Here is a 21,952-nt window from a genome sequence, read left to right as displayed (position 1 = left end):
TATCCCCATAATCATTCATTGATCTTCAAGCGCAAGCGATGCAGGCCGTTCCAGCCAGCCGCCCGCGCCATCCGGCACCAGTTCAATCAGTTCGATCCGGTCTTCGAAGACCCCGGTCACCCGGCCGTCGCTCTGCCCCAGATAGTCGCCAGGTCGCACCCGGTAGGTGACCTTGTCCGGCGCCATCACCAGCGCGACGAGTGCCCCGCCCTTGCCGATCGAACCGACCATGTCCAAGGCGTCCAGCGGGAAGGCTTCCAGCGGCTCCTTGCGGCGGTTCGGGTCCGGGCGCAGGCCCGATCCACCGGCCTGGGGCGAGGCCCAGGCGTCGGTGAACGGATCGCGCATGCCCTGCGCGGAGTACTCGAAGGTCTCGAACTGCTGCATTACCGGCAGCGGCTCCAGTGGCGGCGCCGGGCGGGCGCGCACGTCGGCGACCCACTTTTCCAGGTTCGGCGCGTCACCCGGTGTGCTGGTGACGCTGCGGGCGCAGCCCGCCAGCAGCACCAGCATCAACAGACCACAGACCCGTGCGGATTTGGCCAGACTCATTGCTTGCCTCCGTTCGGTGCTGCTGCCTGGGCGGCCGCTTTTTCCTGCGCTTCCATTTCCAGATCGTCCAGGTAACGGTAGGTCTTGACCGTGCCGGCCAGCTCCAATGCGCCGCTACGCGCAGTGATGCCCGTCTTGGGGTCCTTGGGCTTCAGGTTGATGTCGTGCATGGTCAGGATGACCACGCGCGGCAGCGAAGCCACGCCGCTGACGAACGCACCGAACTGGTGGTAGCTGCCCACCATGCGCAGGGCGATTGGCTTTTCGGCGTAGAACTCCTTCAGCTCTTCGTCCTTCGGCTCGAACAGTTCGTTGACCAGGCCGCTGGACAACGCGGTCTGCGAGATGTCGATGATCAGATCGGGCATTTCGGTCTTGCTGGGCAGCTGGCGCAGCATCTGCTGCAGCACCTGTTCCATCTGGGCCAGCTGCTGCTTGAGCGGCTCCAGGTTGACTGCACGACCCTGTTCCTTCTCGAAGTCGGCGCGCAGCGAGACCTCGGTCTGCTCCAGCGATGCCAGCTCGTCGCGCTTGCCACTGATCAGCAGGAACCAGGAGACAACCATGATCACCAGCGCCAGCAGCGCGCAGAAGACGATCTTCGCCTGCTGCGGCCAGTTGCCGATGTTGTTGAAATCCAGGTCCTTCAGATTGACTTTCTTCTGGCTCATGCGGCCCCCTTCTGCGGCGTACTCGACGCGGCCGGTTGTTCGGTCGGGGCGGGGACGATGCGGCTGCCCGAGGGCGCCGGTGCTGCCGGGGTTGCCGGCGCTGCAGCCGGGCTGGCGGGCGCGGGCCCCCCCGCCGGTGCAGGTGCCAGCGGCGCCACGGCGGGCGGCGTCAAGGGAGCGACGGTCGCATCGGCACCAGGTGCGACGGTCGCATCCGGAGCGATGCCGTCAACGGCCTCACTCTGCGCCGGCAGGGTCACCCGGACCTTGAACACGTACGGCAGCGCCGAAATGTCCGCCACCGGGCCCACGACCTTGTCCTTTTCCTCATCCGGCTTCTTGGCTTCAATGATGGAAAGTTGCGGATTGGTCATCCAACCCGAATTCTCCAGGTTGCGCATGTAGGCGCTGACCCGGGCATTGGACTGGGTGCGACCTTCCAGGATCAGGATGTCGCCCTCCTGCTGGATCGCCGTGAGCACCAGCCCGTCGGGGATGGTCCGGACCAGGGCGTCGAACAGGTGCACCATCTGCGAGCGCTTGGCCTGCAGCTCCTCGATCACCTTCTTGCGCGCCAGCAGGCGGTCCTTCTGGCGATCCAGGCGGTCGATTTCCTTGTTCTGCTCCTTGACCCGGGCGATCTCGGTCTGGAGGAACGCATTGCGATCCCCCTGCCCGCTGACCTGGCGGTCGTAGTAGAACCAGATAAGCGCCGACAGCACGACACCTGCAATGGCGGCAAAGCCCAGCATGGTCATGAACTCGCGCTGGCGTTGCTTGCGCCGTTCGGCGCGCCAGGGCAATAGATTGATTCTTGCCATCAGTCGAAGCTCCTCAGCGCCAGACCGGTGGCAATCATCAGCGCCGGGGCGTCCTGGGCCAGGGCATGCGCCTGAACCTTCGGACCCAGCGTCATCTGTGCCAGCGGATTGGCCACCACGGTGGCCACGCCCAGCTGTTCCTCCACCATCTCGGGCAGACCGGCCAGCGCCGCGCAACCGCCGGCCAGCACGATATGGTCGACCCGATTGAATTCGCTGCCTGCATAGAAGAACTGCAACAGGCGGCTGATCTGTTGGACCGTGGCTTCCTTGAACGGCTCGAGCACTTCCATCTCGTAGCTTTCCGGCAGCCCGCCCTGGCGCTTGGCCAGGCCCGCTTCTTCGTAGGTCAGCCCATAGCGGCGCATGATCTCGTCGGTCAGCTGCTTGCCACCGAACACCTGCTCACGGCTGTACAGGCTACGCCCGCCGCGCAGGACGTTCAGGGTGGTCATGGTGGCGCCGATGTCCACCAGCGCGACCACGCCATCACTGGCGATGGGCAGTTCGCTGGCAACCAGGGCAAAGGCGTTTTCGACCGCGAAGGCCTCCACGTCCATCACCCGGGCGACCAGACCGCCCAGCTCCAGCGCCGATTGGCGCAGCTCCACGTTCTCCGAGCGCGAGGCGGCCAGCAACACCTGGACCATCTCCGGGTTGTTGGGAATGGCGCCCAGCACCTCGAAATCGAGGTTTACTTCCTCGATCGGATACGGGATGTAGTTGACCGCTTCGAGCTCGACCTGGGCTTCCATGTCGTTCTCGTCCAGGTCGGCCGGCATCGGGATGAGCTTGGTGATGACCGCCGAGCCAGACACCGCGGCGGCGGCATGCCGGGCCTTGGTACCTGAACGGTTCACGGCACGGCGGATGGCCTCACCCACGGCCTCCACTTCCACGATGTTCTTCTCCACGACCGCATTCGGCGGAAGTGGTTCCACAGCATAATGTTCCACGCGAAAACGATTGCCGCTGCGGGAAAGCTGCAAGAGCTTCACTGCAGTCGAACTGATATCGACGCCAATGAGCGGCGACGCGCTTTTTGGGATAAGCCCCACGGTTTCTCCCCTGCCGACGGGCACTTGGACGCATGACCTGCGCCCGCGCATTAATAACGTTTTTTTTGCAAATCGCAACCATCAACATGCAAAACGTGCACTACTGCTCGTTTCACGCGTCCCCTGACGGTGACTGAAATGCTCTCCCCGGGAACAACCCCAGCCGTTCCCTTGCGTAATCTATACTCTGCGGCCACGAAATTCGCAATCGGAATCTGTCACTGATGACTCGCCTTCGCCGCTGGCTGCGCTGGTTGCTGGTCGCCTTCCTGGTCCTGGCACTGATCGGCGCCGCGGTCGCCGGGGGCCTTTACTACGCCGTTTCCTCCCGTCTCCCGGACGTGCAGACCCTGCGCGACATCGAGATGCAGGAGCCCATGTACGTCTACGCCAGCGATGGCCGGCTCATGGCGGTCTTCGGCGAGTCCCGGCGCACCCCGATCACCATGAAGGAGGTTCCGGAGCGCCTCAAGCAGGCCTTCCTGGCCACCGAGGACGCCCGCTTCTACGAGCACGGGGGGGTCGACTACAAGGGCATCGCGCGCGCGGTCTGGCTGCTGGCCACCACCAATGACAAGCGGGTGCCGGGTGGCTCCACCATCACCCAGCAGGTCGCCCGCCAGTTCTTCCTGAGCTCGGAATACAGCTACACCCGCAAGCTGGCCGAGATCCTGCTGGCGCGCAAGATCGAGCAGGAACTGAGCAAGGACGAGATCTTCGAGCTGTACCTGAACAAGAGCTTCTTCGGCAACCGCGCCTACGGCGTGGCCGCGGCGGCCGAGTTCTACTACGGCAAGAAGCTGGGCGAACTGAACCTGGACGAGATGGCCTCGCTGGCCGGCGTCCCCAAGTTCCCCTCCAGTGGCAACCCCATCAGCAACCCCGAGCGCGCCCAGGAGCGCCGCGACTACTACGTGCTGCAGCGCATGGCCAACCTGGGCTTCATCAGCCAGGCCGAGGCCGACGCGGCCAAGGCCGTGCCGATGCACGCCAGCGCGCATGAGCCGCCGGTCCAGGTCGAGGCCCCGTACGTGGCCGAGCTGGTCCGCCAGGAGATGATCGCCCGCTTCGGCGGCGACGTGCTCAACAAGGGCTACCACGTCACCACCACGATCAACGCCGACATGCAGACCGCGGCCAACCTGGCCGTGCGTGACGGCCTGCTCGCCTACGACCACCGCCACGGCTGGCACGGGGTGGAGCAGCAGGTGGCTCTGGGCGCGGGCGACGATGCCGCGGCCCTGGCCACCCACCTGCGCGGCATCAGCGGCCAGACCGGGCTGCTGCCGGCCATCGTGGCCGGCACCGGTGCGGACGGCAGCGCCACGGTGGTGCTGGCCAACCGCAGCGAGATCGTGCTGCCGGCATCGGCAGCCAAGTGGACCGGCAAGAGCCCGGCCAAACTGGTGCAGCGCGGCGATATCGTGCGCGTGCGCGCCGGGGAGAAGGAAGGCGAATGGCTGCTGGACCAGATCCCGCGCGGCCAGTCCGCGCTGGTCTCGCTGGACGCCGAAAGCGGCGCGCTCAAGGCGCTGGTCGGCGGTTTCAGCTTCTCCGGCAACAAGTTCAACCGTGCCACCCAGGCACGCCGCCAGCCGGGCTCCAGCTTCAAGCCCTTCATCTACGCGGCTGCGTTCGACAAGGGCTTCAATCCCGCCTCGATCGTGCTGGACGCCCCGGTGGTGTTCCGCGACCGCCGCGGCAAGACCTGGCAGCCGCAGAACGACGGCGGCGGCTTCCGCGGCCCGATGCGCCTGCGCGAGGCGCTGGTGCAGTCGCGCAACCTGGTGTCGGTGCGCCTGCTCGATGGCATGGGCGTGGACTACGCGCGCAAGTACATCAGCGAATTCGGCTTCGCCGAGGCCGAGCTGCCGCCGAACCTGTCGATGTCGCTGGGCACCGCCTCGCTGACCCCGCTGTCGGTCGCCCGCGGCTATGCCGTGTTCGCCAACGGCGGCTCGCGTGTGGACACCTGGCTGATCGACCAGGTCACCGACCGTGATGGCAACCTGGTGTTCAAGGAAAACCCGGCGCTGGCCTGCCGCGATTGCGCCGGCACCAGCGGCGGCGCACCGGTGAGCCAGGTGGTGGACGGCTTCAACTTCGGCGCGGCTGCGGCGCCGGCGACTGCACCGGCCGCGGCCGTTGCGGCCAAGCCGGAACAGCCTGCGGAGCCCGCCCGCCCGGCCAACCCGGACGCCCGCGTGGCGCCGCGTGCGATCGATGCACGCACCGCCTACCAGCTGGTCTCGATGATGCGCGACGTGGTCCAGCGCGGCACCGGCACCGCCGCGAAAGTGCTGGGGCGCGAGGACGTCGGCGGCAAGACCGGCTCCACCAACGACCATCGCGATGCCTGGTTCTCCGGCTTCGGTGGCCCGTACGCCACCACCGTGTGGGTGGGCCGCGACGACTTCCGTTCGCTGGGCTACCGCGAATACGGTGGGCGCGCGGCACTGCCGATCTGGATCGACTACATGCGCGTGGCGTTGAAGGACACGCCGGTGGCGCAGAACGAACCGCCGTCGGGCATGGTCCAGGCCACCCTCAATGGCGCCACCGAATGGGTCAAGGTCGAGGATATGGAGAAGCTCGCCGAGTACGACTTCAACACGCAGACACCACAGGCGGATGACGCGGCGTTTGATATTTTTTGATGTAGAGTCGGGTCAGGTCGATTGGGGAGATTGCTCATGCATCGGGCCCGACAGCATGCGGACAGCCAGACCCGCGAGCGCCGCCACCGGCTCGCCCATGAAGCCGCCCGGCTGATGGCCGAGGGCGGCATCCGCGATTACCACCAGGCCAAGTTGAAGGCCGCCGGGCGGCTGGGCATCCATGACGATGCCTCGCTGCCGCGCAATACCGAAATCGAGGACGCGCTGCGCGAGTACCAGCGCCTGTTCGCCGGGGCGGGGCACGAGGTGCACCTGCGCCAGCGGCGTGAGGCCGCCCTGCGTGCCTTGGAATTCCTGCAGGGCTTCTCCCCGCGCCTGTGCGGGCCGGTGCTGGACGGCACCGCCGATGCCAACAGCCCCGTGCAGTTGCAGGTGCACTGCGACGACGAAGACGACGTGCAGCGCTTCCTGGAAGAACACCGCATCCCGGCCGAATCCCGCACGCGGCGGGTGCGGCTGGACCGTGAGCGCACGCTGGATGTGCCGGTGTGGGTGTTCAGCGCCGAGGAACTGACGTTCGACGTGGCGGTGCTTCCCTACGATGTGCTGCGCCAGCCGCCGCTGTCGGCCATCGACGAGAAACCCATGCGGCGCGCCTCGGCCGCACAGGTGCGCGCGTTGCTGGCCGGGTAGTTACCAGCCGATGCCCATGCCCAGGGCGACGGTGTGCTCGCCGCCCTGGCTGAAGGCGCCGCTGAGGCTGACGCTGGTGGTCGCGCGCCGGTCCAGTACGCGCTGGTAGCCCACCGCCAACGCCGCCTCGCCATCGGCATGGCCGATGCCGGCCCCCAGGCGGTTCCAGGTCGGCAGCCCGGCCGTGTTCATGGCCATCGCCGCCTGCGCGCTGCCCATCGCGACCAGGCGGTTCATGCGCCGATCGAGGCGATCCATGCGCCGATCCACGCCCGCCAACGCCTGGTCGGTATAGGCATTGGCACGCTGCACGGCGTCGTCCACCGCGCGCGCATCCACCGGTGGAAGGGGGGCTTCCACCCGAGGCGTGGCGCCCCGCGCCGATTCATCGCCGCGGGATGCTCCCTCCCCCGCAGGGTCACCACCTGCCGCGGCGAGCGGCGCATCTGCCGGTGTGCTGGCGCCGGCGGCTACCGGGTCGACGACGACCGCGCCCTGCCCGTTTTTCCCCTGCTGTGCTGCCAGCGCATCCACCCGCTCGCCCATGCTGCCCACCGCGTCGTGCGCGGCGCTCACCGCGTCATCGAGCGCATCCAGCGCGCCGGCCACCGTCCCATGCCATTTCCCCTGTACGGCAAAGCTGAGGCCGCGCACCGCTCCCTGCGCGTCGATGCCGGTGCCGAGCACGTCGGCAAGCGTGGACAACTGCCGCACCGAGACAACGTCATCGGCGGCAATGCCCGGCATGACGTTGGTGATCCGCCGGCGAATGCCCTGCCCGCCTACCGATACCTCGAACGGGTTCTGGACGATCGAGCCGAAGCCCAGCGCGACACTGTCATGGGCACCTTCCCACACCTGCGTGGAGGCGCCGATGGCCATCCCGTTTTCGGCCAGCACCCGCGAGCGCGAGCCCAGCGAGAAGCCGTCGTGCGCATCTTCCAGGACGATCGCCGCGCGCCCCAATGCCACCGAATTCCTGCCCAGCGCAGTGGCGAAACTGCCGATGGCAGTCGATCCCGCACCCTGGGCGCGGGCATCGCTGCCCATCGCCGTGCCCAGGTGGCCTGCTTCGGCCGGCAGGCTGAGCGCATCGGCCCCCACCCGCGCATAGCGCTGGGTGTACTCCAGTGCGGCGACCCGGGCGGTGGCGGCAAACAACTGCGCACCGTTGACCGCATGGCGGCTGTCCGCACTGACCTCCCCCGCCCCCAACGCCACCAACCGGGCGCCGCGCAGGTGCACGGTGGCGTCCTTGTCGAAGCGCACCACGTCGCCCAGGTCGGCGCTGACCCCCAGCACGCTGTCGCGCAGCAGCTCGATGTCGGTGCGGTTACGCGCGATCAGCTCGCCGTTGGTGTTGACCTGCCAGAGCGCGTCCGACCAGTCCGGCGGCGGCGGGGCCTGCGCTTCGCAACGTCCGGCGCGGTCGCGCGCGGTGTTGCGGCCGAATACCCCGGCCACGCCCACCCCGACGGCCAGGCCACCTGCGAAGGTCGAGCTGCGCTCACGCGCGGGGGCGGCCGCGTCCTGCGCAGAGCTGGCGCCCGGGACGTCGGCCGGCGCCGACGATGGCGCCGCGTCAGCCGACGTGACCAGCGCCAGCAGCAGCGCGACGGGCCCGGGAATCGCCGCCAGGCGCAGGCGGGAGTGAGCGTTGATCGGATGGCGAAGGCGGTACATGGTGGTCTCCTTTCAGGGCAGCAGGGTCTGCTGGTGTTCGCGGTAGCCGTCACGGCTGAGGCGGTAGTGCACGCGCAGCCGCGCACCGGCCACCGGTTGGAACGGCAACGCCAGCGCGGCGCCGGGATAGACGCTGCGTTCGATGTCATGGGTGCTGCAGACCGCAGCCACGCACTGCTCGATCCGGCGGATACCCAGCCGAAGCGTGCCGCGGTTGTGCAGGCGTCCCTGGGCAAGCTGCATTGCCACCTGTCCGTCGGCAGGCAACACATTGACCAGCACGCCCCAGACGAGGCTGACACCGATGGTGGCACTGGCCGTTTCGTTGGTTTCGGTGTGCGCGTCGGCGTCGGCAGCCCGCACCCCTTCGAAGTACACACGGAAGGCGGTTTCCTCGGTTACCGGTTCAAGTGCGATCAACCGCACCAACCGGCTGCCGCCGCCGGCCAGCGCGAACATACCCGGGGTCACCGCGATGGCGGAGGCGTCGCCGGGCGGCGCGTCCACTTCGTGTTCGTCCTCGGTGGCCGGCGCGACCACCTGCCTGACCGTGGCCCGGATGTACTGCGTGCGCGAGGATTGCGCGTGCACACGGATGCTGCTGGTGCGGCCGGCATCGACGTGGACGCGCATCGGATGCACGTCCAGGTTGGCCAGCACCGGCGAGGCAGGAAGCAGCAACAGCAGCAGGAAGGTGACGCGATGCGCGTGCATTGGAGTCTCCGGGGTCAGGGGCGGCGGGTGGGCAGGCGCATTTCGAGCGTGAGATCGCCCTGGTAGCGTCCATCGCGCTTGTCCGCTGCCGGCACGCGGGGCGTGATGAGGGTCAGCGGGGTCGGGACGCAGTGCACGGGCTGGTCCATGCCCGGCAGCAGCACAGGGCGCACCTCGGCGCTGTCGATGTCGGCGAGCACGGTGTGTGCATCGGGGTGCAGCGGGATGGTTCTGCCCGCATGCAGCAGCTGCAGGCGGTAATCGATGCGCTCGTACGCAGCGCGTCCACCGCCGTGGTGCCAGACGGAGAACAGGCCCGGCGGCCGCCCGGGAGCATCGGGCATGCCGTCGCGCGCGATCAGCACCAGTTGGCTGCTGTGCGACCCCAGGCCGTCGTACAGGCACATGTCCAGCACCGCCTCACCGCCCACGCTGGCCGGTGGCGGCTGGTTGCGCAGCTGCAGCTGCAGGTCCACGGCGGCGGCCGAGCCGCCGTATTCGGGCAGGTGGATGGCGGCGCGGCCCGGGTCGGTCACGGCGACGTCCAGCACGAACACATGCCGGCCAAGTACGGCGCCCCCTACACCACTGCGCACATCCAGGTGCAGCTCGGCCTGCCAGCGGCCGGCGACCAGCCCGGCGATGTCCATGGCCGTCACCTGCAGCGTCGCGGCGGTACCGGCCGGTGCGACATGGCACTCGCGGGTCGCCGAGGTCCACAGGGGGTACTCCGATTTGTCCCAGTAGTCGTCACTGCAGTTGCGCTCCCACTCGACCCGCTCCATCCAGCCGGTGATGCCGATCTCCCTGCGCTGACCACTGCGCTGTTCGTGGAACTCCAGCAGGATCGGCCGGCGCCCGGTCGGCCCTTCGCCGGTGTCGCTGCGCGGACAGCGGCCGCGTGCCGCCACCTCCGTGCAGGTCACATGCAGGCGGCCATGGCCCTGCGCCACTTCGTCGAAGCCCAGCACCGTGCGCGGTGCCCACAGCTGCAGGGACAGCGGCGCGGAACGGTCGAAGGCATGCGTCAGCGCGGTCACGGTGGTACCACCGACGGGAGGGGTTACCGGAGGCCGCTGCGCGGCGGCGGGCAATGCGACCAGCGGCGCCAGCAGCAGCACGACCACGCGGGCGCGAGCGATGGCCCGCGTCATGGCAGGCGCACGCTGAGCGGTGCGGCGGCGTCCAGCAGCCGCTGTACCCGCGCCTGCTGCGCGATGGTGGCCGGCAAGGCCGCGCGTGCCAGCGGTGCGCAGGCGACCTGCCCCACCAGCAGCACCACGCTGCGTTGTTCACGCACCTGCAGCGGACAGTGCAGCAGGCGTGCCTCCTGCAGCAGATACAGCACGGGTGCGCGGGACGGCAGCTCGGCAATGAAGGCGCCGTCGGACCCGAGCTGCGGCACGGCGGCGTTGAGAATGCGCGCACCGGCCAGCGCAACACCGGTGTCATCGCGTGCGCTGCCGATGTAGGTGAAGGTGGCCTCCACCCCCACCGGCAGCGCGATCACCCTGCCCGGCAACAGGAACGACTGGTGCGCCGTGCCCGGTTGCGCCACGCGCACGGCGGCGTCGTGGGCCGGCCCGGCAACATCGTGCACCTCTACCCGGTGGCGCTGGTAGCCGCTGAGCGGCAGCAGCCGGCGCTGCCCGAAACGCAGCACCTGGCGGCGCTGTGACCCGGCCTGCACCTCGGCGGCGGCGCCGTCCAGCGCGGCGGCGTCCAGCGCGGCGGCGTCGGCATGCGCCACGCTCACGGCCACGCCCGCGTCGGCGCCGGTGGCAGTGCCCCAGTAAATGCCGCGCGAGGACACCGCCAGCGCCGAACCGTGGCTCAGGCTGTACGCAGTTTCGCTGGCGTGCGCGTGCCGATGGTGGCTCAGCACGGCACCGGTGTGGCCCTGCGGTGTATACGCACGCGCCGCCAGCAGGGCATCGACACCGCCGCCGTCCTGCACGCTCAGCTCGGCAGCGGCGTCGCGCGCGGCGCCGTCCTGCTCCTGGCGCCAGGACTGGGCCAGCAGCAGGCGACGCTCCGCAGCACCGTCGCGCGGCTGGCGCGCCTCGACGCCGATCCGGCGCAGGCCGGTGCTGTCGCCGCCGTGATGCAGCCGTGACAGCGTGAGCGCCACCTGCAGCCCCCGGTCGGTGCCCTGGCCGTCCTGACGCCACGCACCCAGTCGGGTGCCGATGCTGACGCCGCGCCAGTGACGGGTCAGGCTGTAGCCGGCCTGCACGCTACGGGTATCGCGAGCCACAGCCGCGGGCGCCAGCGAACGCCGCAGGGTGTGACCCAGGTAGAGGCTGCCGCCGGCCAGCGGGACACTCAGCGACGCGCTGAGCACGTCGGCGCACCCCAGCCGGTCATCGCCCACCCGCAGGCCGCTGCGGCAGTCGCGGCCGCGCAGGCGTTGCCGGTACAGGTTCCAGGAGGCCGCGTTGCGCACGCTCAGCTGCTGCTGGCTGCCACGGCTGCCCTCGCTGCCCAGGATCGCACCCAGCTCGGCCTGCAGGTCGTGCCCGCCGATGCGGTAGCGCGTGCCGGTGCGCAGTTCGGCGTAGCGGCCGTCGACCACCTGCGACACGCCCAGGCTCATGCCGGACCGGCCTGCCAACGGCAGGCGAACGCCCGCCTGTACGCCACGATCGCCGGATCCGAAGGCGGCGGCATGCGAGCGCTCCCTGCCGCCCTGCACGAACCACTGCAGGCCCGGTTCGCCCCAGTCCTGGCCACGCGCGAACGGCAGCGTCTCGGTGCGCACCAAGCGGCCGTCCTCGTAGATGCGCAGGGTCACCGCGTAGCTGCCGCCCGGAAACTGGCGGGTGTCCAGGTCGCTGACGCCGGCGGGCAGGTAGAACGTCTGCAGGAGCCGCTCGCCGTCGAACGCATCCACCCGCGCCTGGCGGGCCAGCAGCACGGTGAGCGGGGCCGCACCGACGTCTGCGTCGGCGTCCACATAGGCCTGGGTGGTGCCCACGCGCACGCCGTCGAAGCGCTCGAGCGGCAGCAGCCCAAGGCCGAACTGGCCGCCCTGGGTGCTGGCCAGGTTGCGCCGGTCCATGCGCCCGACCTGCAGGTAATGGCGGCGGGCGAGGTCATGCCGGTAATACAGGTCATCGAATTCGAACCGCGCACGTGTGCGCCGGCCCGGCCATGCGCTGCGGGCGTAGTTCCAGCTTCCGCCAACATGGCCGGCGCGCAGGACGCCGAGCGCGGCGCTGCCATTCGCATTGAACGCGTACTCGCGGCCGTTGCCGCTGAGCGCGAGGCTCTGCTGGTGCAGCAGCGCGTTCTCGGCGTGCTCGCTGGGCACATGCAGGCCCGTGCTATCGCGCTCGGCACGCGGCAGCCACTGCGGCGCGGGAAACAGCAGCAGCGCGCCTTCGCCTTCGTCAAAGATGGCATGCACGTGTGCGGGGTCCTCGGACGGGGGGCGCCAGCCGCAACCCGGCTGCGGCTGGCCATGAACGCAGGCCAGGTGGCTGTCGCGCGGCAACGGCGCCCGCAACGCCGGCTGCAGCGCCTGCTGGGCGGTGACGGAGAGTCCCAGCGCGGCGAGTACCTGCGCGGGGTGTTCGAGCTGGACATGGTCCAGGCTCACCCATGCAGGCCACAGGCCGGCCGAACGCCCGAAGGCGCGCACCTCCACCCGCTCACGCTGGCCACTGACAAGATCTTCAAAACCGACCGGCACCGGGCTCGCCTGGGCGGCCACACAGGGCGGCAGGAGGGCGAGCGCCACCGCCAGCCGGACGAGGGCGGGAGCAGGAATGCGCATGGCAGGGCCGCACGGTTGCCGGCCTGCGAAGGCCGACACCGGCGTGGTCGGTCAGAGGCTGCTGGCCTTCTGCACCAGCACGAGGCTGACGGGGCCGTCGTAGAGGCCGGCGGCCGCGATCGGCCCCGGCGTTGCCTGGGCCACCGTCAGCGGCATTTCGATGGACGCGCCGGGGATGGCGCCCTGGAACAGCTGGTCGGACGTAAAGGCGATGGGAGCCAGGCCCAGCTCGCGACCATTGAGGCTGACGGCCAGCGGCACATCGACTGCGCCGGCGGCGGTCACTTTGGGCATCAGCACGGCCGGTTCGGCAAGGCGCACATCCACGTCCAGGCTGGTGTCATTGGAGAACACGCGCACGCGCTCGCTCCAGCTGCTCAATCCCTGCCCGGCGCGGTACGGCAGCTGCACGGCATCGGGAAGCGCACTGCCATCGGCCTTGAGCAGCGACAGGGTCGGGTCGACGTTCGCCCAGACGGTGATATGCGCTTCGGCGGCATGGACGGACAGTGCGGCGGTGCAGATCGCCAGGCCCAACGCGGCCTGCTTCAGAGTGCGGTACATGAGTCTCTCTCCCGTGATTGAAAAGCACCTCGTTCGAGGTGGTCGGCAGCACGGCCATATGCGGTGCCGGCGACACGATCACGTTAGGCAAACGCCGTGCGCGCCCCCACTCAACCATTCTTAAACCGATGGCGCGGTACACGGTTCTGCGACAGCGCGCGCGAACCTGCTGCAACGCAAGCATTCCGAGCGCTGCGGATACGCATGACGACCAACCTTGCCCTATGCTCGCCGCCGCATGGCGGAGTGACGTTCTGTCGCCAAACGCGTCATCGCAAAAAAAAAACGCCTCCTTGCGGAGGCGTTCTTTCATCGCGTTACAGCAGGGCCATCAGCCCTGGTAGTCGCGCACGTCGCTGCCGGTGTAGACCTGGCGCGGACGGCCGATCTTCATTTCCGGATCGACCTGCTGTTCCAGCCAATGTGCGACCCAGCCGGAGGTACGGCCGAGGGCGAACATGACGGTGAACATTTCGGTCGGGATCTGCAGCGCCTTGTAGATGATGCCGCTGTAGAAATCGACGTTCGGGTACAGCTTGCGGGCAACAAAGTACTCGTCCTGCAGCGCGGCCTGTTCCAGCTTCACGGCCACGTCCAGCAGCGGATCCTGCACGCCCAGCTGCTTGAGCACCTTGCCGGTCATCTCGCCGATGACCTTGGCGCGCGGGTCGAAGTTCTTGTACACGCGGTGACCGAAGCCCATCAGGCGGAAGCCCGAGGTCTTGTCCTTGGCCTTGACCACGGCCGACTCGACGTTGTCGGCCGAACCGATTTCTTCGAGCATCTTCAGCACGGCTTCGTTGGCACCGCCGTGGGCCGGACCCCACAGCGCGGTGACGCCAGCGGCGACCGACGCGTACGGGTTGGCACCGGTCGAACCGACCAGGCGCACCGTCGAGGTGGAGGCGTTCTGCTCGTGGTCGGCATGCAGGATGAACAGCAGGTCGAGTGCCTTGACCACGTCCTGGTTCAGCTCGTACTGGCCATCGGCCGACTCGAAGGTCTGCTTCAGGAAGCGGCTGACGTAGTCCAGCGAGGTATCCGGCTTGTTGGCCGGCAGGCCCTTGCCGTGGCGGTAGATCAGGGCCGACAGGGTCGGCACCTTGGCGATCAGGCGCACGGCGGCCTGGCGGCGCTGCTCGGCGTCGGACAGGTCCAGCGAGGCGTGGTAGATGCCCGACAGCTGCGCGATGGCGGCGGTCAGGATCGCCATCGGATGGGCGTCCTTGGCGAAGCTGCCGATCAGGGTGTTGATCGACGCATCGACGTTGGCTTCGGCCGCCAGCTCGTCGGTGAAGGCCTTCAGCTGCTCGGCGCTCGGACGCTCGCCGTTGATGAGCAGGTAGGCCACTTCGACGTAGCTGGACTTCTCCGACAGCTGTTCGATGGGGTAGCCGCGATACAGCAGCACACCCTTGTCACCGTCGATGTAGGTGATGGCGGACTTGCAGCTGGCGGTGGCGGTGAAGCCGGAGTCGTAGGTGAAGAGACCGGTTTCCTTGGTCAGCTTCGCGATATCGACGCAATCGTTGCCGAGCGTGGGTTTGATGACAGGCAGAACAACCGACTTGTCGCCGGCGTTGAGCGTGACCTGATCAAGATCGGACACTGTGTGCGCTCCTCAGGGGAAGGCGCCCACCCAAGCGCATGGGGCGGGCACGTGAATGAAGTCCACAACCTGTGCTGTGGATCACGCCATTATCGCACAGCAACATTTGCCACGCCCTAGGACGGAAGTCGTAGACGGACACGCGCCCAGCCCCACGCACGCAAGGCGCGCGGCGCCTCGGACAGGCTGCTTCGGACACTGCGTTGCACCCTGCCGGGTGAATTTATGAACCGCCGTTCATGCAGCAGCAGGGTTCGCGCCACGCGTGCGGCGCCACCGGATCGCAGACACAAAAAAACAACGGCCGCCTGGGCGACCGTTGTTTTCATGCAGCAGCGTCGACCGCTTATTCGGCAGCAGCAGCAGCCGGAGCCGGCTTGCCGAAACGCTTCTGGAACTTGTCGATACGGCCGCTGGTGTCGATCACCTTGTGCTTGCCCGTGTAGAACGGGTGCGAGGCGGACGAGATTTCGATCTTGATGAGCGGGTACTCATTGCCGTCTTCCCACGTGGTGGTTTCTTTCGAAGCCATGGTGGTACGGGTCAGGATCTTGAAATCGGAGGTGACGTCCTGAAACACGACGTCACGGTAGTTCGGATGGATATCGGCCTTCATGGACACACCGTAGAGAATATGAAAAACGTAAGCGCGGCATTATAGTCCCGGCACCCGTCAAGGGCAAGCCGGGACCCCCGCTACATGAACAGGCCCGCCGTGGCGGCCTTACTGGACCCCGAGCGCGGCCCGGACCTGGGCTTCGAAGCGCCCCTGGTCGTAGGCCATCAGCAGCTGCGTGTTGTCCGGCTGCCCGGTCTGGCGGTTCCAGTCCACAATGGTAGCACCCCGGCTGTGCACGCCGGCCAGCTCCACGTTCAGCGGGCGCGATTCGACCCGCAGCGCACCTTCGGGCTGCAGCGCCCAGGCCATGGCCAGGGCGTCGGCGGCAAACCAGCGGTCGCCGCGGCTGTCTTCCGACCAGAGCCGGGTCTGCCGCGAAATCAGCTCGTAGAAGCGCGCCTTGTCGCTGTCGAAGGCCAGCCACTGCTCGACATCCTTGTGCAGCAGGCCGTGGGCGACCGTGGCCTCCCAGTCGGCCACTTCGATCTGCGGGAAGCCGGTGAACACCACGTGGGCCGCTTCGGGATCGAAGGCGATGTTGAATTCGGCCGCCGGGGTGATGTTGCCGTGGCAGGTCACTGCCCCGCCCATCACCAGGAAGCGCTTCACGCGCTGCGGCAGGGTGGGATCGAGCTTGAGCGCCAGGGCCAGGTTGGTCAGCGGACCCAGTGCGACCAGGAACAGCTCGCCGGCGTACTGGTGCGAGAGGCGCAGGATGGCCAGCGCGGCATGCTCGGCCTCGGCCTGGCGCTTGGCGGCCGGCAGGTTGACGTCGCCAAAGCCATCGGCGCCATGCACGTGGGCGGCATCGACCGAGGGGTGCAGCAGCGGGTCCGGGGTGCCGGCATACACCGGCACGTCTTCACGGCCGGCCACTTCGCACAGCTTCAGTGCATTGCGGACCGTGTGGTCCAGGCCGACATTGCCGGCAGCGATGGTCAGGCCAACAACATCGTGGCGTTCATCGGCAAAGGCCATCAACAGGGCCAGAGCGTCATCGACACCCGGATCGGTGTCGATCAACAGCGGAATCTTCTTGGTCATGCGTGCCGTCTTTATCTAGCGGCAAGGGACTTTCGCACCCGAAGATGACAAATACAAGGGGAAGCGCCGCCGCATGCACGCTGACGCCCCACGCCTTGCTGCGCAACGCGCGGGCCCCTCTTACCATCACCCATACCCCCGCCGCTTCGCGGCCGCCCCCTGACTCAGGGGGCTTCATGCGCCAGCGTATCGGACAGCGCTGCCAATCCATCTATTGACGATTCTGTCCGCTGCTTCCGGCGCATCGGCCAACAGGCGCTCGGCCAGCGCATGCACCCCCGGCAACAGGTCGGCGTCGCGCGCCAGGTCGGCCATGCGGAAGCCGGCCAGGCCGGTCTGGCGGGTGCCCAGCAGTTCACCCGGACCGCGCAGCTCCAGGTCCTTTTCGGCAATCAGGAAGCCATCGTTGGTCTGCCGCATGGTCTCCAGCCGCTCGCGCGCCATGGCCGACAGCGGGGCCTGGTACAGCAGCACGCAACGCGACACCGCCGACCCGCGCCCCACCCGCCCGCGCAACTGGTGCAGCTGCGCCAGCCCGAGGCGCTCGGCATTCTCGATCACCATCAGCGAAGCGTTGGGCACGTCCACGCCCACTTCGATCACCGTGGTGGCCACCAGCAGGTCGATGGTGCCGGCCTTGAACGCGACCATGGTCGCCAGCTTCTCGCTCGCCTTCAGCCGCCCATGCACCAGCCCCACGCGCACGCCGGGCAGCAGCGCCTGCAGCGAGTCGAACGTGGCCTGGGCCGGGGTGGCGTCGAGCTCCTCGCTCTCCTCGATGAGGGTGCACACCCAGTACACCTGGCGGCCCTCGCGGCAGGCCAGCGCGATGCGCTCGATCAGTTCGGGTCGACGGTCGTTGTTGAGCGCCACGGTCTGCACCGGGGTGCGCCCGGGGGGCAGCTCATCGATGGCCGACACGTCCAGGTCGGCGTATTCGGACATCGCCAGCGTGCGCGGAATGGGCGTGGCGGTCATCACCAGCTGGTGCGGCACGCTGCGCCCACCCGCGCCCTTGTCGCGCAGCGCCAGCCGCTGGTGCACGCCGAAGCGGTGCTGCTCGTCCACGATCGCCAGTGCCAGGTCCTGGAACACCACCGCCTCCTGCATCAGCGCGTGGGTACCCACCACCACCTGCGCTTCGCCGTTGGCCACCTGTTCGAGCACCTTGGCGCGCGCCTTGCCGGTGACCTTGCCGGCCAGCCAGGCCACGCGCACGCCCAGCGGCTCCAGCCAGCCCCGCAGGTTGTTGAGGTGCTGCTCGGCCAGCAGTTCGGTCGGCGCGGCCAGCGCCACCTGCTTGCCCTGCTCCACCGCCAGCATCGCCGCCAGCGCGGCGACGACGGTCTTGCCCGAACCGACATCGCCCTGCACCAGCCGCAGCATCGGGCTGGGCCGGACCAGGTCGTCGCGGATCTGCTTGAACACCCGCTGCTGGGCACCGGTCAAGGCGAACGGCAGCTGCTTGAGCAACGCATTGGCCAAGCGCCCCGGGCCGGCCAGCGGCGGCGCGTGGTGCGCCTGCAATGCGATGCGCTGGCGGCGCAGGCTGAGGTGGTGGGCCAGCAGCTCTTCCAGCGCCAGGCGGCGCTGGGCCGGATGGATCCCTGCGGCCAGGGCGGCCAGGTTGGCGTCCGGCGGCGGCCGGTGCACGGTCAGCAGCGCGCTGCGCAACGACGGCAGCGACAGCCCGTCGAGCCAGCCGGCCGGCAACAATTCGAGTGCGTCGTCCTGCGGCAGGCGGTCCAGCGCCTGGCCGATCAGCTTGCGCAGGGTGGCCGGGCCCATGCCTTCCACGGTGGGGTACACCGGGTCCAGGCTGTCGCCCAGCGCCGGCGCCTCGCTGCTGCCGAGGACCTGGTAACTGGGGTGGACGATTTCCAGCCCCAGCTGGCCCGGCTTGGGCGTGCCGAAGCAACGCAGCCGGGTACCGACCGCAAACTGCGCCACCTGCTGCTGGCGGAAGTGGAAGAAGCGCAGCACCAGGGTGCCCTGCCCTTCATCCTCCACCGCCACCTTCAGCGTCGGCCGGTAACGCATGCCGCGTTCGACCTTCACCACCCGCACATCCACCTGGGCGGCCACGCCGTTGCGCAGGTCCTGGATGCGGGTCAGCGCGGTGCGGTCTTCATAGCGCAGCGGCAGGTGCAGCCACAGGTCCTGCAGGGTGACCAGGCCCCGCGCCTGCAGCTTGGCGGCCACGGCCGGGCCGACCCCGGCCAGCATCGCCAGGGTGGCTTCGCCGGCCGGCGCCAGCGCCGGGGTCGCAACCGACTTGCGCGCCACGTGGCGGGTCAGTCGATGACCATCACCGCGTCAACCTCGAAGTTCGCACCCTTCGGCAGACCGGAGACTTCGATGGTGGAACGGGCCGGGAACGGGGCCTGGAAGTAGTCCTGCATGACCGCATTGACCTTGGCGAACTCGGCCAGGTCGGTCAGGTACAGACCAAGACGCACGACCTTGTCCAGCGAACCGCCGGCAGCTTCGGCCACGGCTTTGAGGTTGTCGAACGCGCGGCGGGCCTGCGCCTCGATGTCACCCGCGCCGACGATGTCGCCGGTGGCCGGGTCCAGCGGAATCTGGCCGGAGAAGTACACGGTGTTGCCCGCGCGCACGGCCTGCGAATACGGACCAATCGCGGCGGGTGCCTTTTCGGTGTTGATGATCTGGCGGGACATGGGGCGTCCTTCAAAACGAGAGAGCCGCTATTGTATCGGTTCCGGCTGTTTGGGCGGGTCGGTGGGTGACGGACCGCGAGGACACGCATGGCGTGTCGCTCGCGTAGGGACACGCCATGCGTGTCCGCGCGGTGCCGGAACGCCGGTTATTGGCGGCGGACCGATTGCACGACCGACAGACGCCGCAACCGGCGCATGACCTCGGCCAGGTGGTTGCGGTCGCGGACCTGGATGTTGAACGCCAGCACCGCGGCGTTGAAGTCGCGGTCCAGGTAATCCACCCGTTCGATGTTCGAATGGCTCTGCGCGATCGCCGCCGCCAGCTGGGCCAGCACGCCGGTGCCATTTTCCACTTCGACCACCAGCGCGGTGTCGTAGTCGCCGGACACGGTGGTGTCCCAGCCGATCGGCACCCAGCGCTCCGGCGACTTGCGCAGCTCGGCCAGGTTCGGGCAATCCAGGCGGTGCACCACGATGCCCTTGCCGGCGGTGTGGTAGCCCATGATGTCGTCGCCGGGAATCGGCTGGCAGCAGTTGGCGAAGGTCACCACGCCGCGCTCGCTGCCGTTGATCAGGATCTTTTCCTGCGAATGCTTGGAATGCGCGCCGCCACGCAGTTCGGCGTAGGCCATCAGCGCCTGCGCCGCCTGGTTGGGCATCCAGTTGCCCAGCGCCACTTCGGCCAGCAGCGCCTCCAGGCGCGGGTAGCGGTGTTCGGCCAGGAACGCGTCCAGCCGGCCCTTGGGCAGGCGTTCGAGCGAACTGTCCATCGCCTCCAGCGCGCGGTCGAGCATGCGGTGGCCCAGCTGCACGGCGTCTTCGTGCTCCAGCTGCTTGAGCTGGTGGCGGATCGCGGTGCGGGCCTTGGAACTGACCACGAACTCCAGCCACTGCGGCTTGGGCGTGGCCGAGCGCGCGGTGATCACTTCCACGGTCTGGCCGCTGACCAGCTTGGTGCGCAGCGGCACCAGCTTTTTGTCCACGCGCGAGGCCACCGCCATGTTGCCCACGTCGGTATGCACCGCATAGGCGAAGTCCAGCGCGGTGGAGTTGCGCGGCAGCGCCAGGATCTTGCCCTTCGGGGTGAACAGGTAGACCTCGTCCGGGAACAGGTCGACCTTCACGTTGTCCAGGAATTCCAGCGACGAGCCGGCGGCGCGCTGCGAATCGATCAGCTCCACGATCCAGGCATGCGCGCGGCTCTGCGCGCTGTTGGGGCTGTCGCCGCCGAACTTGTAGGTCCAGTGCGCGGCCACGCCGCGTTCGGCGATGAGGTCCATTTCCTCGGTGCGGATCTGCACCTCGATCGGCGAACCGTACGGCCCGAACAGCACCGTGTGCAACGACTGGTAGCCGTTGGCCTTGGGAATGGCGATGAAATCGCGGAAACGCCCGTCCAGCGGTTTGAACGTGGCATGCACCGCGCCGAGTGCGTGGTAGGCGTTGGGTACGCTGCGCACCACCAGCCGGAAGCCGAACACATCCATGACCTGGTCAAAGGATTTGTTCTCGTCGCACATCTTGTTGTAGATGCTCCACGGCGTCTTGATCCGGCTCACCAGCCGGTGTTCAAGCCCTTCCTTGGCCAAGCGCTGCGAGAGCTGCACTTCCACCTGCGCCATCGCCTCGCGGCGCACCACCGGCTGGCTGCGGATGTGCTTTTCCAGGATCGCGTGGCGCCACGGATACAGCGCCTTGAAGCCCAGGTTCTGCAGCTCGCTCTTGACCAGGCTCATGCCCAGCCGCTGCGCGATGGGGGCGTAGATTTCCAGGGTCTCGCGGGCAATGCGGCCGCGCGCCTCACGGCTCTGCGCGCCCAGCGTGCGCATGTTGTGCAGGCGGTCGGCGAGCTTGATCATGATCACGCGCAGGTCGCGCGACATCGCCAGCAGCATCTTGCGGAAGCTCTCTGCGGCCGCTTCCTGGCGGTCGCGGAACTTCAGCTTGTCCAGCTTGGTGACGCCGTCGACCAGCTCGGCCACCGCCTCGCCGAACTCGGCGGCCAGCGCCTCGCGGGTCAGCGGCGTGTCTTCGATGGTGTCGTGCAGGATCGCCGCGATCAACGCTTCCACGTCCAGCCCAAGCTCGGCCAACACCTGCGCCACCGCAACCGGATGGGTGATATAGGGCTCGCCGGACTTGCGCGTCTGGCCGGCATGCGCCGACGCACCCACTTCCCAGGCACGGCGAAGCAGCGGCAGCTGATCGGGCGGCAGGTAGTGCGCCGCGCGTTCGAGCTGGAGGACGTAGTCGGGTACGGCCGCGCCGGGTGACGCGGCGACCTTGGCAGAGGGGCCTGGGTTCATGGCTGGAAGACTATTCCAGCCACGTGATAACGGCAAACTATTGCGACATGACCGAGCGTCAGATGCGTCACGACCAACGGTCGTGACCTGCCGCGTCATGGACAACGGTGCATTCCGGCCCCCGAAATGCAGACAGCCCGCACATGGCGGGCTGTCTGCAGCAACAACGAACGATCGTGGGCGATCAGTCGTCGTTCTTGGACATGTCTTCGTCGGCAACAACTTCCGCCGCGGCCCACTCCAGCGCTTCACGCTCGGCACGCTCGCGCTCGGCCTTCTCGACTTCGTCGATCAGGGCGTTGTCGATCTTGCGGGCGGCAATTTCGCGCAGCGCCAGCACGGTCGGCTTGTCTTCGGTTTCGCTGTTGTCCAGAGTGGCCTGGACGCCATTGGCCAGCTGACGGGCGCGCTTGGACGCCATCATGACCAGTTCGAAACGGTTGTTCACGACTTCCAGACAATCTTCTACGGTGATGCGGGCCATGCGGGCTCCCGGCAGCCGGTAAGGGCTGCTCAATCGAATGAGGGAAAGGGGACGGAT

General features: G+C 68.2%; 18 protein-coding genes. 2 read left to right on the top strand and 16 right to left on the bottom strand.

The genetic code is table 11. From position 1 onward, the window contains the following. Positions 1–15: 15 nt before the first annotated feature. Genes ACOZHM_RS11530 through ACOZHM_RS11515 form a run of 4 tightly spaced genes read right to left on the bottom strand, consistent with a single transcriptional unit; the run spans position 16 to position 3,102 of the window. On the bottom strand, positions 16–552 hold the full coding sequence (locus ACOZHM_RS11530) for a pilus assembly protein PilP (protein WP_421569385.1): 537 nt from the start codon (positions 550–552) through the stop codon (positions 16–18). Then, entirely contained in the window at positions 549–1,223 is a 675-nt protein-coding gene (locus ACOZHM_RS11525) for a type 4a pilus biogenesis protein PilO (protein WP_421569384.1), read from the bottom strand. Before ACOZHM_RS11525 ends, ACOZHM_RS11530 begins: the two co-directional genes overlap by 4 nt. Continuing rightward, on the bottom strand, positions 1,220–2,044 hold the full coding sequence (locus ACOZHM_RS11520) for a PilN domain-containing protein (protein WP_421569383.1): 825 nt from the start codon (positions 2,042–2,044) through the stop codon (positions 1,220–1,222). Before ACOZHM_RS11520 ends, ACOZHM_RS11525 begins: the two co-directional genes overlap by 4 nt. Beyond that, positions 2,044–3,102: a pilus assembly protein PilM gene (locus ACOZHM_RS11515; RefSeq protein ID WP_421569382.1), complete on the bottom strand. Its 1,059-nt coding sequence runs from the start codon at positions 3,100–3,102 to the stop codon at positions 2,044–2,046. Before ACOZHM_RS11515 ends, ACOZHM_RS11520 begins: the two co-directional genes overlap by 1 nt. A 224-nt stretch (positions 3,103–3,326) precedes the next feature. Here ACOZHM_RS11515 and ACOZHM_RS11510 point away from each other — a divergent pair, with 224 nt between their 5' ends. Together ACOZHM_RS11510 and ACOZHM_RS11505 are read left to right on the top strand one after the other, a co-directional pair. Then, positions 3,327–5,759, top strand: coding sequence for a penicillin-binding protein 1A (locus ACOZHM_RS11510; protein ID WP_421569381.1), 2,433 nt, complete (start codon positions 3,327–3,329; stop codon positions 5,757–5,759). A 36-nt stretch (positions 5,760–5,795) separates the two neighbouring features. After that, positions 5,796–6,413 (top strand): hypothetical protein, encoded by a 618-nt coding sequence (locus ACOZHM_RS11505; RefSeq protein WP_421569380.1) that lies wholly within the window; start codon positions 5,796–5,798, stop codon positions 6,411–6,413. On the opposite strand, the gene ACOZHM_RS11500 is transcribed toward ACOZHM_RS11505, so the two are convergent. The 12 genes from ACOZHM_RS11500 to rpoZ all read right to left on the bottom strand — a co-directional run bounded on the left by ACOZHM_RS11500 (position 6,414) and on the right by rpoZ (position 21,895). After that, positions 6,414–8,096, bottom strand: a complete 1,683-nt coding sequence (locus ACOZHM_RS11500; protein ID WP_421569379.1) for a YadA-like family protein — start codon at positions 8,094–8,096, stop codon at positions 6,414–6,416. It abuts the gene before it with no gap. Positions 8,097–8,108: 12 nt separating this feature from the next. Then, complete coding sequence (locus tag ACOZHM_RS11495) at positions 8,109–8,810, bottom strand: pilus assembly protein (RefSeq protein ID WP_421569378.1); 702 nt, start codon at positions 8,808–8,810, stop codon at positions 8,109–8,111. 14 nt (positions 8,811–8,824) lie between these two features. Further along, the gene (locus ACOZHM_RS11490) at positions 8,825–9,964 is read right to left on the bottom strand and encodes a CfaE/CblD family pilus tip adhesin (RefSeq protein WP_421569377.1); all 1,140 of its coding nucleotides are present in this window, start codon (positions 9,962–9,964) and stop codon (positions 8,825–8,827) included. After that, entirely contained in the window at positions 9,961–12,588 is a 2,628-nt protein-coding gene (locus ACOZHM_RS11485; RefSeq protein WP_421569376.1) for a CS1-pili formation C-terminal domain-containing protein, read from the bottom strand. Before ACOZHM_RS11485 ends, ACOZHM_RS11490 begins: the two co-directional genes overlap by 4 nt. A gap of 51 nt (positions 12,589–12,639) precedes the next feature. After that, complete coding sequence (locus ACOZHM_RS11480) at positions 12,640–13,152, bottom strand: CS1 type fimbrial major subunit (RefSeq protein ID WP_421569375.1); 513 nt, start codon at positions 13,150–13,152, stop codon at positions 12,640–12,642. A 331-nt stretch (positions 13,153–13,483) separates the two neighbouring features. Then, positions 13,484–14,761 (bottom strand): citrate synthase, encoded by a 1,278-nt coding sequence (locus ACOZHM_RS11475; protein ID WP_421569374.1) that lies wholly within the window; start codon positions 14,759–14,761, stop codon positions 13,484–13,486. A 346-nt stretch (positions 14,762–15,107) separates the two neighbouring features. Beyond that, complete coding sequence (locus ACOZHM_RS11470) at positions 15,108–15,377, bottom strand: type B 50S ribosomal protein L31 (protein ID WP_421569373.1); 270 nt, start codon at positions 15,375–15,377, stop codon at positions 15,108–15,110. Positions 15,378–15,485: 108 nt separating this feature from the next. Beyond that, complete coding sequence (locus ACOZHM_RS11465) at positions 15,486–16,424, bottom strand: nucleoside hydrolase (protein ID WP_421569372.1); 939 nt, start codon at positions 16,422–16,424, stop codon at positions 15,486–15,488. A gap of 174 nt (positions 16,425–16,598) precedes the next feature. After that, positions 16,599–18,710 (bottom strand): ATP-dependent DNA helicase RecG, encoded by a 2,112-nt coding sequence (gene recG / locus ACOZHM_RS11460; RefSeq protein WP_421569371.1) that lies wholly within the window; start codon positions 18,708–18,710, stop codon positions 16,599–16,601. 8 nt (positions 18,711–18,718) lie between these two features. Continuing rightward, positions 18,719–19,105: a RidA family protein gene (locus ACOZHM_RS11455; protein ID WP_421569370.1), complete on the bottom strand. Its 387-nt coding sequence runs from the start codon at positions 19,103–19,105 to the stop codon at positions 18,719–18,721. Between the two features lie 146 nt (positions 19,106–19,251). Further along, positions 19,252–21,411 (bottom strand): RelA/SpoT family protein, encoded by a 2,160-nt coding sequence (locus ACOZHM_RS11450; RefSeq protein ID WP_421569369.1) that lies wholly within the window; start codon positions 21,409–21,411, stop codon positions 19,252–19,254. Between the two features lie 184 nt (positions 21,412–21,595). After that, positions 21,596–21,895: a DNA-directed RNA polymerase subunit omega gene (rpoZ, locus tag ACOZHM_RS11445; RefSeq protein ID WP_005410877.1), complete on the bottom strand. Its 300-nt coding sequence runs from the start codon at positions 21,893–21,895 to the stop codon at positions 21,596–21,598. Between the last annotated feature and the right edge of the window lie 57 nt (positions 21,896–21,952).

This window comes from Stenotrophomonas sp. PD6, from assembly GCF_049199305.1.
Classification (GTDB): Bacteria; Pseudomonadota; Gammaproteobacteria; order Xanthomonadales; family Xanthomonadaceae; genus Stenotrophomonas.
Note: the sequence above shows the minus strand (reverse complement) of the source record. Positions and strands in the feature narration are given on the sequence as shown.

Coding starts and splice junctions, on each gene's coding strand:
- ACOZHM_RS11480 (WP_421569375.1), bottom strand. CDS start 13,152: ATGTACCGCACTCTGAAGCAGGCCGCGTTGGGCCTGGCGATCTGCACC.
- ACOZHM_RS11500 (WP_421569379.1), bottom strand. CDS start 8,096: ATGTACCGCCTTCGCCATCCGATCAACGCTCACTCCCGCCTGCGCCTG.
- ACOZHM_RS11465 (WP_421569372.1), bottom strand. CDS start 16,424: ATGACCAAGAAGATTCCGCTGTTGATCGACACCGATCCGGGTGTCGAT.
- ACOZHM_RS11510 (WP_421569381.1), top strand. CDS start 3,327: ATGACTCGCCTTCGCCGCTGGCTGCGCTGGTTGCTGGTCGCCTTCCTG.
- ACOZHM_RS11490 (WP_421569377.1), bottom strand. CDS start 9,964: ATGACGCGGGCCATCGCTCGCGCCCGCGTGGTCGTGCTGCTGCTGGCG.
- ACOZHM_RS11485 (WP_421569376.1), bottom strand. CDS start 12,588: ATGCGCATTCCTGCTCCCGCCCTCGTCCGGCTGGCGGTGGCGCTCGCC.
- ACOZHM_RS11505 (WP_421569380.1), top strand. CDS start 5,796: ATGCATCGGGCCCGACAGCATGCGGACAGCCAGACCCGCGAGCGCCGC.
- ACOZHM_RS11450 (WP_421569369.1), bottom strand. CDS start 21,411: ATGAACCCAGGCCCCTCTGCCAAGGTCGCCGCGTCACCCGGCGCGGCC.
- rpoZ (WP_005410877.1), bottom strand. CDS start 21,895: ATGGCCCGCATCACCGTAGAAGATTGTCTGGAAGTCGTGAACAACCGT.
- ACOZHM_RS11530 (WP_421569385.1), bottom strand. CDS start 552: ATGAGTCTGGCCAAATCCGCACGGGTCTGTGGTCTGTTGATGCTGGTG.
- ACOZHM_RS11520 (WP_421569383.1), bottom strand. CDS start 2,044: ATGGCAAGAATCAATCTATTGCCCTGGCGCGCCGAACGGCGCAAGCAA.
- ACOZHM_RS11455 (WP_421569370.1), bottom strand. CDS start 19,105: ATGTCCCGCCAGATCATCAACACCGAAAAGGCACCCGCCGCGATTGGT.
- ACOZHM_RS11470 (WP_421569373.1), bottom strand. CDS start 15,377: ATGAAGGCCGATATCCATCCGAACTACCGTGACGTCGTGTTTCAGGAC.
- ACOZHM_RS11495 (WP_421569378.1), bottom strand. CDS start 8,810: ATGCACGCGCATCGCGTCACCTTCCTGCTGCTGTTGCTGCTTCCTGCC.
- ACOZHM_RS11525 (WP_421569384.1), bottom strand. CDS start 1,223: ATGAGCCAGAAGAAAGTCAATCTGAAGGACCTGGATTTCAACAACATC.